Below are 12,815 nucleotides of genomic sequence, written 5' to 3' on the forward strand. Positions count from 1 at the left end.
CCAGAACGCCGCCTCGACGGGTTTCTGAAACTTCGGATGCCCCGGCGAGCGGAGCTTCGGACGAACCGCCCTGTCCGCGGCCTGCTGACGACGAACCATCGAACACCTCCTGATAGAGGTGTTGCGACGACCAGTTGAATTCACCTTGCGATCCTCGATCGGAGTGAACGACGCACCCGGCCACCTCACCACGACGGGCCACCGCGCTGCGCAACGCTGCCACGGCCAGCCGCGACTTCATCCGAGAATCGATGCTGTAGCCGACGATCCGCCCGGAGTACACGTCCTTGATTGCACACAGATAGAGCCTGCCCTCACGAGTGTGGTGTTCGGTGATATCGGTCAGCCACAAACGATTTGACTCCTCAGCGGTGAAGTTGCGCTGGACCAGATCGTCATGGACTGGTGGCCCCGATCGTCGGCCGTTACGGCCTCGTTTCTTACCAAACACCGACCACCAGGCGTTGTCACGGCAGATCCGCCACTCGGTCCGCTCGGCCATCGACTCTCCCACGGTGGACGCTTCTCCGGCGAGGAATCGGTACCCGAATTCCGGGTCCTCGCGGTGGGCATCGAACAGGGCGTTGGCCCGATACGCCGCGACCAGCTCGGCATCGGTGACCGGGCTGGCCAGCCACCGGTAGTAGGGCTGGCGAGAGAGCTGAAGTACCCGACACGACACCGCCACGGGGATTCCGTCGGCAGCGAGCTCCTTTACGAGCGGGTAGAGCCTTTTCCCGGCAGGTTCGCCTGCGACAGGTACGCCGCCGCCCGACGCAGCACCTCGTTCTCCTGCTCCAGTAGCCGGATCCGCTTACGGGCCTCACGCAGTTCAGCGGACTCGGTCGCGCTCACACCAGGGCTGCGGCCCTCATCGATATCCGCGCGTCGCATCCACTTGTGCAACGTCATCGGATGCACACCGAAGTCCTTGGCGACCTGCTCGATCGTGACACCTTCGCCACGATCACGAGCCACCCGGACCACATCATCACGGAACTCCTGGGGGTACGGCTTAGGCACAGCTACATCCTTCCCGACCGCCCGAAGGCAAGCCAGATCAGATGTCACCTATCCGTGCAGCAGTCCCAGGCTACGGGTCGTCCTGTTGCTGACCCCGCTCACCGCTACTCTCAAGGTCTCGCGCGAGAGGCGATCTGGACGTCCTGAACCGTAGGCGTCCTGAATGTCCAGCGCACGTCGGGCTGCACCGACGAACTCGGTGTAGGTCTCCGCATCGAGCCGTGAATATCGACGGATATCGGTCACGGTTCGGCGCACATCGCGTTGCAGCACCAGCGATTCGCCGTCCGGTCCCAGCCATGCCCAGGCGGGGTCGTGCTCGATGAACCTCAGGCCGAACTCGGTGAGGCCGAGCTCGGTCTCGACCGTGGAAGCGCGCCAGTACACCGCGTCGATCGCGCATTGGCTCAGCAGGTGCCGGGGATGTTGGGGTAGCAGGGCTGCGGAGGAGGTCATACCACCGATTCGGTCGCGGGCCTCCAGGACCGTGACTCGACACCCTGCGGCCGCCAGGTAACAAGCTGCTGTCAGTCCGTTGTGGCCGCCGCCGATGACAATGACCTGCTCCGGCTTCTCGGCGCGCCGGCCGCGACCTCGGTTTCTGAACACCTGAGCCCCTTTGCATGGTGTGGGTCTACTCGAATTGGTGATACTAATGTGACTCGATCTATATCGTTAGTAACATGCGCGAGGCGTCACGGTCAAGGTCGGGACGATGCGATCGGTCGGGGATTTCATGACAGGATTGGCTGGTGAATTCCGGAACGGCGCAAACACTGGCCGAGTGGGTCGCGTTGCTCGGCGCGAAGTCCGAAACCCGAACCGACGCGGCCCTGCTCGATGCGTCGGCGGCGCTCCTGGGTGAGGTGGGGGAGCGAAATCTCACGATAGATCAGGTGGCTGAGCGTGCCGGGCGGTCGCGGATGACGGTCTTCAGGCGGTTCGGTAGCCGTGAAGAGCTCATTGTCGCAACGTATCGCCGAGAGCTCCGTCGGGTACTCGAGACGGTGACCGATGCGGTCGGGTCGATGAGGACGGTTGCGGACCGTGTGGAGCTCTTGTTCAACCACTTTCTCGACAGCGCGTCGACAAATCCTGTTAGCGTGGCCCTGATTCGAGGCGAGCCCGATGCCCTAGTCAAGGCGGTTCGGGGTGGGCCGGAATTCAGTGCGCAGCGCTGGATGGAGGAACTCTGCGCGGCGTTGTTGAGCGACGAAGAGCTAGAGGATCCGCTGGCGCGAGACGAGGCGGAGTTCGTCGGCGGGCTGATTCTGCGTCTGGTGTTAGCCCTGCTGCTCCTGCCGACCGAAGCACTCGAAGAGTCGAGGGCTTCGCGTCGCGAGTTTCTCCGCAAGGTTGCCGAACGTGTCGTGGCTCGCTGAAGGTGCATAACCGCCGCGAGCCGTGGATCGGGCGGTTTGGGATCCTTGGGTTCCGATTCTGGCACCACGGTCGGCGGATCTAAAGATTGCGTAGCAGCTTCGGAGACAAAGTGTGCATATAGCTGTTAGCATCGCCGAAACGATGGAACATCGTTGTGAGTCGACGGTGATGACTACTAGGAGTGGAAGTGGCTGGAACACAGGAGAAGCTGCGTCCCATGCTGGCGCAGAAGGTTGACTCGGAAGGCGAGCCGGACTGGGCCATCGGGCCCGGTTCCGTGACATGGAAGGTACTGGCAGACCCCGCGGTGTTTCTCGTCGGCCTGTTACGCGAGGCGATGCTCCTGACCCTGCACCCCGACTTCGCCGCGGCCGCGATCGACCACGACAGTTTCGGCGACGACCCGGTGATGCGGTTCCGACGGGTTGCGATGTACACGTACGGAGCGACGTACGGGACCAAAGAGGATGCGGAGAAGTACAGCGCGATGGTCCGCAGGCGTCACACCCAGATCGTCGGTCAGGAGCCGATGACGGGTCGGCACTACCAGGCGCATGCCGAGTACGAATTGGTGCTCACGCAGGTTATGCTCGCGGATTCCTTCCTGGCCGCGTACGAGGAGCTGTACGGTCCGCTGTCCGGGGCCGAGCGTGACCAGTTCGTACGGGAGCAGAAGGTTCCCGCGGCTCTGCTCGGCGTACACCCGGATCACATGCCGAACACCTACGGCGAATCCGTCGACTTCCTCGCTCATGCTCGACAGAAATTCGCCGCGGGCCTCCAGGCGCGTGACACGCTGGAGCCATTCTCACGTGGCTCCTACCCCACCGGAACCGTGATCGGTGATCTTCCGGGCTACCTGCGTCTTCCGGCCATGTTCGGCCTGCGCGCGATGGCGGACATGGCGATGATCACGATGAGCCCGGAGGAGCGGAAGCTCATCGCGATCGATCGCAAGCCGAAGCTGGGTTCGAAAGCGGCGGTGAGGGCTTCGTATCGGATGCTGTCGAAGTTTATGCGTAGTGGTCGTGGCCAGGAGGTCTGGCGCGGCTTTGTCAAGGACTCGGTCGCCAAGATCATCGAGCGTGCGCGGGCTGCGGAGTCGGCTCCCGGTGCACGCGTCCGGGTCTCGCAGTATAGTGTGCCCGATCCGAAGCAGTGCCTTGTCGAGTTGCCGGACATGGTTCACAACTGGCCGGGATCGACCGCCGATTACCGCCTCGGTGCCGGCACCTCCGCATCCGAGGTGGAGCGGCTTCGATCCGCAAAGTAGCGGTTGGCATCGACACCCCGTTGCCGCTCGTGGCCGGCCGATGGTTCTGGTTGGCCACGAGCGGCGGGTCTGAACCTCGTGTGCGGACTGTCAGGGTCCCCGTCGGGCACCGCTTCACAGACGTTTCAGGTATGGGCTGAATCGTACGACGTCGACCATGATCAGTGTCTCCGCCCGGTCGACCCCGTCGATGGCTCTGAGTTGTGTCGCCACCAGGTCAAGAACGTGTTGCTGGCTCGGTGCCGCCAGCGAGATGGACAGGCCGGCCTGCCCGGACGTGCTCGCGACGAATACGAGACCGGGTAGGGAATCCAGTGCCTGGCGCACCGCGACATACGCATTGCGACGAACGGTGAGCGTGACGTGTGCGATGACGCCGGCGTATCCGAGGGAGAGCGGCTCGACCATGGCCGTCACCCGACACAACCCCGCTTTGTCCAAGCGGCTGAGGCGAGATCGAACGGTTCCCTCGGCCACGTCGTGTAGTCGTGCGATGGCCCGACTCGACTGTCGCCCGTCGGTGATGAGGGACTGCATCAGAGCCACATCGAGGTCGTCGATCTCAATCCTGGGTGCCGGAAGCCTGATCGCCGGGACGTTTCTCGCGATGAAGAACTGGCGGCCCAATGGGGTGACAAACGATTCCGTTGCGAGATCCAATGCGAGGTCGCTGATTCCGTCTATCGCGCTGAGGCGCTCGGCGATCAGCCGATGGACTTCGGCCCGGTCGCGCAGCAGGAAATAGGCCAGGACGTCGCACGCGCCCACCACCACGGCGACCGCCTCGCACTCATCCAGTTCCGCGATGCTGCTGGCGACTTCCCGTGGCGTCCGGTTGCCAGTGCGTATCCGAGCAATGGCGAACCACTCAAAACCGGCGACCTCCCAGTCCACCAACGCGGTGAAGACAAGGCTGCCCGCGCTCATCAGCTTCTTAAGGCGGATGCTTACGGCCGACTCGCTGATCCCTGCGGCCTGCGCGAGGTCACGGTTCGTGGAACGTCCTTGCTCGAGGAGTTGTGTGAGCAGGAACCTGTCGGTTTCATCGGCCGCAGGCGGTACTGCTGCCGATCTCTCCGTGACTTCCGGAGGGCTTGGGTCGGCGAGAGACGGTGGGATGAGTCTGGCTCGGTCTCGGTGATCTTGCGGCTGCGGCATATGTCCATTCTCGTAGTCACCCAGTGGGGTGTCCTACTTGGGGACCATCAACGGGGCCTGACCCCGGTTCTTGGACACGCTGAATCCAGCACTTGGTGCTGGGGAAGCGAGATGATCCGAGAACCATGGCCAGGAAGAACTACTCCGAAGAGTTCCGTCGTCAGGCCGTCGACTTGTACGAGTCCACCCCGGGCGCGACGCTGAAGGGCATCGCCGCCGATTTGGGGGTCGCGCGGGGCACCCTGAAGCACTGGGTGGACCAGTACGGCACGGGCAAGAAGACCGCACCCGACGGCACCACGATCCCGCGTCTCACGAGTCCGAGCGGGACACCGTCGCCGGACGGACCGGAGACGCCCGAGCAGGAGCTGGCCCGGCTCCGGGCGCGGGTGCGTGAGCTCGAGGTCGAGACCACCAAGCTCTCCACCGAGCGCGAGATCCTCCAGCGGGCGGCCAAGTATTTCGCCGGGGAGACGAACTGGTGAGTCGCTTCCAGTTCGTTGCCGACAACTCCATCACCTTCGAGGTGAAGCGACTGTGTGAGCTCGTCGAGATCGAGCGCTCTTCCTACTACGCGTGGGTCAAGGCCGCTCCCGGGCGTGAGGCCAGGGCGGTCGCGGACGCGGCGCTGGCTGAACGGATCAGGTCCGCACACCAGCAGGACAAGACCTGCGGCGCGCCCCGGATCACTGCCGAGCTCAACGACGGCGCCCCTGCCGGCGAGCGCGTGAACCACAAGCGCGTCGCGCGGGTAATGCGGGCCGAGGGAATCCGTGGCTACGTGAAGAAGGCGGAGGGTGCGGACCACGATCCCCGAGCCGTCGGGGCAGAAGGTCCCCGACCTGTTCAAGCGGGACTTTACCGCGAAGGCGGTCAACGAACGCTATGTCGGGGACATCACCTACCTGCCGATCGGGGACGGGACGAACCTGTACCTGGCCACCATGATCGACTGCTACTCACGCCGGCTGGCCGGGTGGGCGGTCGCCGACCACATGCGTACCGAGCTCGTCGAGGACGCCCTCAAGGCAGCCGCCGCCACCCGGGGCAGCCTCAAGGGCGCGATCTTCCACTCCGACCACGGGTCGGTCTACACCAGCAAGGACTACGCCAAGCTCTGCAAGCAGCTCGGCGTGACCCAGTCCATGGGAGCCGTCGGCTCCTCGGCCGACAACGCTCTGGCCGAGTCGTTCAACGCCACCATCAAGCGCGAGGTCCTCCAAGACGCCGCCTGCTGGCCCGACGAGGCCACCTGCCGCCGCGAGGTCTTCCGCTGGCTCGTCCGCTACAACACCCGCGCCGTCACTCCTGGTGCGGCTACCTGTCCCCGTCCACCTACCAGGCCCGCCGGGCCGCTACGCTGCCAACCGCTGCGTAATCACCCACCGTGTCCAAGATCCGGGGGTAGGGCCCAACACTGCCACGATGCCCGATGCTCGTGCGCGATTGCCCGAATTATTGGACAATGGATGAAGAATGCGTTTTGAGTGCGTCAAGCAGGTGCGGATGTTTGACACCGCCAGTGATCTGCAGCATAGTGTCCAAATAAGTGTCGGCGAGCCGGACTGGCCAACCTCTTCTTGGTAGGTCTCGATCTTCAATGTGATCAAGGCCGCTCGGCACGATCCATCCATCGGTTCCGGACTCGGACATCAGTGATAGGTCGTTCACTCTCATGGGCAACAAGACAAAGGTGCGACGCTTCGGTCGAAAGCGTGCTGGTGCGGCGTCCACGACGATCGCGATCGTGGGTTGTGGCTTCGGCGGGCTCGCCGCCGCCATCGAACTCAAGCGAAACGGATATGACGACTTCGTCATCTTCGAACGGGCGCGCTCGATCGGCGGGGTGTGGAGGGAGAACACCTATCCCGGCGCGGCTTGCGATGTTCCGTCGCCGATCTACTCGTTCTCCTATGCGCTGAAGCCCGACTGGTCGGCGCTGTTCGGTCGGCAGGACGAGATCTGCAGGTATCTCGAGGACGTCGCCGACGAGTTCGACATCACTCGGCATATCCGGTTCGACACCGAGGTCACCGCGGCAGACTACGACGAGTCGACGGCGAAATGGCATGTGTTGTTGTCCACGGGTGACCAGGTGATCGTCGACATCGTGATCATGGCGACCGGCCAGCTCAGCCGCCCGAAGATGCCGGACGTTCCCGGCGTCGACACCTTCAAGGGTCCGTCGTTCCACTCCGCCGAGTGGAACCATGATGTTGACCTGACCGGCAAGCGCGTGGCAGTGGTCGGCAGCGGGGCAAGTGCCATCCAGATCGTCCCCGCGATCGCCGATCAGGTTGCCGAGATGACCGTGCTGCAGCGATCGCCGAACTGGGTCATGTGGAAAAGCCGTCGACGTCCCGGGAAGTTTCAGACGACCCTCATGCGGCACTCGAAGCTGCTGCGTCAGATGCACCACAACGTGCTCTTCCTCGCTTACGAATCCCGGTACCCCCTGGTTCTGCGGCTAGCGAATCCGATCCGGAAGCTGTCGCAGTGGTACCTGATCCACACCATCAAGAAACACGTCAGCGATCCGGAAGAGGTGAAGGCGGCAATTCCCGAGTACCGGCTGCTGTGCAACCGCCTGCTGTTGTCGAACGACTGGTACCCGACGATCGGTCGTGACCACGTGCATCTCGTCGGATCCGCAGTCACCGCAGTCGATCCCGAGGGTCTCACCGTTGCAGACGGTCGCCACGTGAACGCCGATGTCATCATCTGGTGCACCGGCTTCAAGGCGAGCGAGTTTCTCGTCCCCATCAAGGTTCGCGGACGCGGTGGCCGGGACCTGCACGAGGAGTGGGCGGAGGGGGCGACCGCCTACCTCGGCATGACCTACCCCAACTTCCCCAACTTCTTCATGTTGTTCGGCCCCAACACGAACAGCATCACAAACACGATCGTCTTCCTGCTCGAACGGCAGGCCCGTTACATCCGAATGGCGATCGACCACAAAGTGAGCAACGGCATCGCGTCGATCGAAGTCTCGTCGGACACGTACGAGAGATTCCAAGACTGGCTCGACGGCAAACTGCGGCAGACGGTGTTCACCGACAGCTGTCCTGGTTGGTACACGAACGAGAAAGGCAAGGTCACTGCCATGTGGCCGGCTTCGCACCTTTCCTACGCCCGCGCGACCGCACAGTTCAAGCCCCACGAATACGTTCGCGAGCTGACACCGGTTGCCGCTTCGGTGACCCTGACCGGCGCGGAACGTATCGAACGACCCCGAGACGAGGTGGCCCCGATGAATGAACACCACATGACCATCTGCGAGATGTTCGACCGCATTGTCAATAGGCATCCGGATCAGCGCGCGCTCAGTGAGTTCGGATCGGATGTCGAGTACACCTACCGCGAGTATCGTGACGCAGTCGCCGAGACCGCAGCGACCCTGGCCGCGCTTGGTGTCCGCCGCGGTGACGTGGTGTTGCTGATGTTCGACAACCGGCCGGCCTTTCACATCATCGACATGGCGGCAACGCATCTCGGCGCTGCGACGTGCTCTGTGTACAACACGCTGCCGCCTGCCGACATCTCTTATGTGGTGTCGAATGCCCAGCCGCGTCTTGCGCTGTGTGAGGAGAAGTACGCGCCCCAGCTGGTCGCGGGGGTCGGCGGCGCCGTGCCGGTCTACTGCACCACGCCGGGTGTCGAGGGCACTCGGTATCTCGGCGACCAGAAGCCCGCTGCGGACTTCGATTTCGAATCAACCTGGCGTTCGGTCCAACCCGACGATGTGCTCACACTCATCTATACATCAGGCACGACCGGAAACCCGAAGGGGGTCGAGATCACCCACTCGGCCATGGTCGCCGACCTGGTTCTGGCCGGCGAGGTCCTTGACTACCGTGTTGGGGACCGGGTTCCGTCGGCGATGCCGATGGCCCACGCGGCCCAGCGGTGGGGAACCCACTACGGGGGTGCCGCCTTCGGTCTCGATGTCACCTGCGTTCCGGATGTGACACAGCTGGTGGTCAGCCTCCAGGAAGTTCATCCCGATATCTGGGGAACCGTCCCGCGCATCCTGGAGAAGATCGTTGCCGGTCTGCAATCCCGCTTTTCGGTGGAACCGGACGAGAACAAGCGTGCAGCGGTGGAGGGCGCCTTCAAGGTCGGGCAGGCCGTCGCCGAGGCGAAGCGTTCCGGCGCCGAGGTGCCCGCCGAATTGCAGGTGCAGTACGAGCAGGCCGCACCGGTCCTAGCCGGTATCCGCGCCCTCCTGGGCCTCGAGAACTTGCGCTGGCTGGTCGTCGGCGCGGCGCCGACCCCGCGTCACGTCCTCGACTTCTTCGCCGCGCTCGGCATCGAGGTCGTCGAGGTCTGGGGCATGACCGAACTCGGTGCGGTGGCGACGATCAACCCCATCGGTGCCCAGAAGTTCGGTACCGTTGGGCGCCCTCTGCGATCGGTTGACATCCGGATCGCCGACGATGGTGAGGTCCTGGTCAAGGGGCCGATCGCGATGCGTGGTTACCGCGGGGCGGCCGAGGCCACCGAGCAGACATTCGACGCGGACGGCTACCTCAAGACCGGGGACGTGGGCGTTATCGACGAGGACGGTTACCTGTCGATCGTGGACCGCAAGAAAGAGATCATAATCAATTCGGCGGGTAAGAACATCTCCCCGCAGCGGGTGGAGGCCGCGGTCAAGGCGGAGACCCCGTTGGTGGGTTCGGTCGTGGCGATCGGCGAAGGCCGGCCGTACCTGACAGCGCTCATCGTGCTCGATCCGGACGCCGCCAGGGCATTCGGTGAGAAGATCGGAATCGATGGCAACGACCTGGAGGCGGTCGCCTCCCACCCGGCACTCCTCGCACACATCGAGGAGGCCGTTGCACGCGCCAACGAGAAACTTGCCCGGGTCGAGCAGATCAAGCGCCATACCGTGTTGGGTGAGCTCTGGTTGCCCGGCGGTGATCAGCTGACCCCCACGATGAAGTTGCGCCGCAAGCCGATCGCGAAGCGCTACCGGGAGACCATCGACTCGATGTACGCGACAACCGAAGCAGCACGATGACGAGCACCGCATCTGCCGGGGCCGCGGTCGGACAGACCGCGGCCCTCCGCTCCCACGACGTCTTCACCGGCGAGGTGATCGCCGAGTTCGAGGGCATGGACGCTGTGGCCGTGCATCAGGCGCTCGGTCGAGCCCGCGATGCTCAGAAAGTTTGGCGGTCAATGGATTTCGGATCTCGGCGCACCGCCCTGCTGGCGTGGGCGTCAGAACTGTGCCGGTCTCAAAAGCACCTCACCGAGTTGATCCACCGCGAAAACGGAAAGCCTGTCGACGATGCGTTCATGGAACTCGTCATCGCCCTCGAGCACATCAGGTGGGCCGCAGTGCATGCGGCGTCGGTCATGCGCGAGCGCCGTGTCTCATCGGGGGTCCTGATGGCGAACTACAGGGCTTCCGTCCGGCGGGAGCCCTTCGGCGTCATCGGGGTGATCAGCCCCTGGAACTACCCGTTGTTCGCACCGGTTGCGCCCATCGCCTCGGCGCTTGCCGCGGCGAACACGGTCTTGGTCAAACCGAGTGAGTACTCGACCGCGGTCGGCGCCGAACTCGTCGACGCCTTTCACCGTGCGAACCCGGGGCTTCCGGACGGGGTCCTGCAGCTCGTGAGCGGCTCGGGGGCCACCGGTGCCGCACTCGTCGAAGCGGGTGTCGACAAGATCGAGTTCACCGGCTCTCCCGGGACCGCCCGGAGAATTCTGGCGTCGTGTGCGCGCACCCTAACCCCGGTGGTCATGGAATGTGGCGGCAAGGATGCGATGATCGTCGCACCGGACGCCGACATCGAGGCGGCAGCCGACGCGGCGGCTTGGGGCGGATTCAGCAACGCAGGCCAGACGTGCGTCGGTGTCGAGCGTGTCTACGTGCACACATCGATCGCCGATGAGTTCATCACGGCCGTTGCTCGACGCCTCGAAAACGCATATGCAGGCGAACATGACTCGGCTACCTACGGTCCGATGACGGTGGCTACGCAGGTTGAGGTGGTTCGACGCCACGTACAGGCCGCCATCGGTGCCGGAGCGCAGTTGCCGCTCGGCGGCCTCGACCGTATCCGCGGGCGAATGATCGATCCGATCCTGCTGGTCGACGGAGACGAGGACAATCCGTCGGTGACAGAGGAGACCTTCGGACCGACGGTGACCATCCGGCGGGTGGGGTCGGTGGACGAGGCGATCGAGCTGGCGAACGCCGGCGAGTTCGGTCTAGGGGCTGCGGTTTTCTCTCTGCATGACGGCGAGCGGATCGCGTCCCGGCTCAGATGTGGCATGGTGTCGATCAATTCGGTCCTCGCTTTCGTCAGCATCCCTGCACTGCCCTTCGGGGGTGTTGGGTCGAGCGGGTACGGACGCATCCACGGCGAAGAGGGAATCCGAGAGTTCTCTAGGACGAAAGCATTGTCCGACAAGCGATTCGATATTCCAGGAATGAATGGGATGTTATTGTCGCGGGCGCCGGTCACCATGCCTGCGCTCCGCTTCATCACTCGAGCCAGATTTGCATTGCGACATCGCAAGGGGATTCGATGACGAAGAGGTACCGGTTCACTCACAGTGGTTTCACCACCGCCGCGGTCGAAGTTGTGGCCGAGGTGGTTGCCGACGCCGACGGCTGGAAGCGCTGGGCACGCCCCATGGTGCTACAGACCGAACTGGAGTCTTGGGGAGCCGATTCAGCGCACGGCGCCGGCGCGATTCGTCGGGTCGGTGCTCCACCGGTCTGGATTCGGGAGATGATCCTTGACTGGGATCCGGCCGTCGGCCAGGTCTATACGGTCCTCTCGCCCGCGTTGTTTTCTCACTATCGTGGCGAGATCGCATTCGAGCCCACCGAGTTCGGAGGCACCCACATTCGATGGACCGTCGAATTCGTACCCCGTAGTCGATGGCTGGGAAATGTTCTGCGTGCCGGATTCTCTGCGGTCATCGCACAATTCATCGCCAGGATCGTCGCACACTGTGATCGCCTCGCCGTCGGAGCGGTTGCCCGATGAGTCTGCGGAGTGACTCACTGGAGGGGCGGGTTGCGCTGGTCACCGGTGGGTCCCGTGGTGTCGGTGCGGCCATCGCCCGGGACCTGGCGGCACGCGGCGCCTCGGTCGGTCTGACCTACCATCGCAACGCCAAGGCCGCCGACGACGTTGTTTCGGATATCCGGTCGACCGGCGGTGTGGCACTGGCGGTGAAGGCCGCCGTGGAGGAACGCGATGGATGGCCCGCCGTGGTTGCCGCGGTGGAGGACGAGTTCGGTCCGATCGACCTCCTTGTCAGCAACGCCGGGATCGCTAGTCGGGGACAATCCGTGGCGGACTCCGATGCGGCCGAGTTCGATCGGTTGATGAACGTCCATGCATTCGGGCCCCTGGCGCTCATCCGGCACCTGCTGCCGACGATGCGCCGCGCCGACCGGAGCGACATCGTGGTGATATCGAGTGCGCTCGTGATGTCCGCGCCGCCGTACACCGCCCCTTACATCATGGCCAAGGCTGCAGTGGAAAGTGCCTGCCGTGTGCTGGCTTTCGAGGAGCGTGACAACGGGGTCCGGGTCAACATCGTCGCGCCGGGGCTGGTCGACACCGACATGGGCAACCGACTCGTCGCCTCCGGCGACAGCAGTCCGGATGCGATGAGTGCCGTTGCCGCCAGGAGCCCCTTTGGGCGCGTCTGCGCACCGGAGGACGTGGCACATGTGGTGTCTGCCCTCGTAGGGCCGGCGGGCGGGTATATCACGGGTCAACGAGTGTGTGTCGACGGAGGTGGGTCAGCGCCGACGACACACTGAAATCCCGTCCAGAGTGCACTGACGCATGAAGGCCCGGGTGCCGCAACGGTCATCGTCGCGGCACCCGGGCCGATTGCTCTGTCGGAGCCTGTTCCGTGGAGGAGCCTACGGAGGTGGCTGTGTGACACAGAGGGGCTACATTGACCGGCGGGGCGGCTTCGGTGCCGGTGCAACAGA

8 protein-coding genes and 3 pseudogenes are annotated in these 12,815 nt (G+C 64.1%); 7 read left to right on the top strand and 4 right to left on the bottom strand.

Going from position 1 to position 12,815, the window contains the following annotated elements; all coding sequences use genetic code 11:
- Window positions 1-145 precede the first annotated feature (145 nt).
- Window positions 146-1,023: pseudogene (locus ABFT43_RS22005) on the bottom strand (IS3 family transposase); the annotation flags it as partial.
- A 48-nt stretch (window positions 1,024-1,071) separates the two neighbouring features.
- Complete coding sequence (locus ABFT43_RS22010) at window positions 1,072-1,680, bottom strand: phytoene desaturase family protein (protein WP_347962404.1); 609 nt, start codon at window positions 1,678-1,680, stop codon at window positions 1,072-1,074.
- Between the two features lie 95 nt (window positions 1,681-1,775).
- Between ABFT43_RS22010 and ABFT43_RS22015 the strand changes: the two genes are divergently transcribed.
- Both ABFT43_RS22015 and ABFT43_RS22020 read left to right on the top strand, forming a co-directional pair.
- The gene (locus ABFT43_RS22015) at window positions 1,776-2,405 is read left to right on the top strand and encodes a TetR/AcrR family transcriptional regulator (RefSeq protein ID WP_347962384.1); all 630 of its coding nucleotides are present in this window, start codon (window positions 1,776-1,778) and stop codon (window positions 2,403-2,405) included.
- 188 nt (window positions 2,406-2,593) lie between these two features.
- A complete protein-coding gene (locus tag ABFT43_RS22020; protein ID WP_347962385.1) occupies window positions 2,594-3,679 on the top strand; it encodes an oxygenase MpaB family protein in 1,086 nt (361 codons plus the stop codon).
- Between the two features lie 114 nt (window positions 3,680-3,793).
- Here ABFT43_RS22020 and ABFT43_RS22025 read toward each other — a convergent pair whose 3' ends face one another.
- Both ABFT43_RS22025 and ABFT43_RS22725 read right to left on the bottom strand, forming a co-directional pair.
- On the bottom strand, window positions 3,794-4,606 hold the full coding sequence (locus ABFT43_RS22025; protein ID WP_347962386.1) for an Lrp/AsnC family transcriptional regulator: 813 nt from the start codon (window positions 4,604-4,606) through the stop codon (window positions 3,794-3,796).
- Window positions 4,607-4,837, bottom strand: a pseudogene (locus ABFT43_RS22725) (AsnC family transcriptional regulator); the annotation flags it as partial.
- 125 nt (window positions 4,838-4,962) lie between these two features.
- Between ABFT43_RS22725 and ABFT43_RS22030 the strand changes: the two are divergent.
- From ABFT43_RS22030 to ABFT43_RS22050, 5 genes and pseudogenes are all read left to right on the top strand, one after another.
- Window positions 4,963-6,215: pseudogene (locus tag ABFT43_RS22030) on the top strand (IS3 family transposase).
- A 297-nt stretch (window positions 6,216-6,512) separates the two neighbouring features.
- Window positions 6,513-9,860, top strand: coding sequence for an AMP-binding protein (locus ABFT43_RS22035; RefSeq protein ID WP_347962387.1), 3,348 nt, complete (start codon window positions 6,513-6,515; stop codon window positions 9,858-9,860).
- Window positions 9,857-11,386 carry an aldehyde dehydrogenase family protein gene (locus ABFT43_RS22040; RefSeq protein ID WP_347962388.1) on the top strand — a complete coding sequence of 510 codons (1,530 nt, stop codon included), beginning with the start codon at window positions 9,857-9,859 and terminating at the stop codon, window positions 11,384-11,386. Before ABFT43_RS22035 ends, ABFT43_RS22040 begins: the two co-directional genes overlap by 4 nt.
- Window positions 11,383-11,850 carry an SRPBCC family protein gene (locus ABFT43_RS22045; RefSeq protein WP_347962389.1) on the top strand — a complete coding sequence of 156 codons (468 nt, stop codon included), beginning with the start codon at window positions 11,383-11,385 and terminating at the stop codon, window positions 11,848-11,850. The genes ABFT43_RS22040 and ABFT43_RS22045 overlap by 4 nt, the downstream gene beginning before the upstream one ends.
- A complete protein-coding gene (locus ABFT43_RS22050) occupies window positions 11,847-12,638 on the top strand; it encodes an SDR family NAD(P)-dependent oxidoreductase (protein WP_347962390.1) in 792 nt (263 codons plus the stop codon). The genes ABFT43_RS22045 and ABFT43_RS22050 overlap by 4 nt, the downstream gene beginning before the upstream one ends.
- Window positions 12,639-12,815 lie beyond the last annotated feature (177 nt).

It is taken from the genome of Gordonia aurantiaca, assembly GCF_039939235.1.
Classification (GTDB): Bacteria; Actinomycetota; Actinomycetes; order Mycobacteriales; family Mycobacteriaceae; genus Gordonia.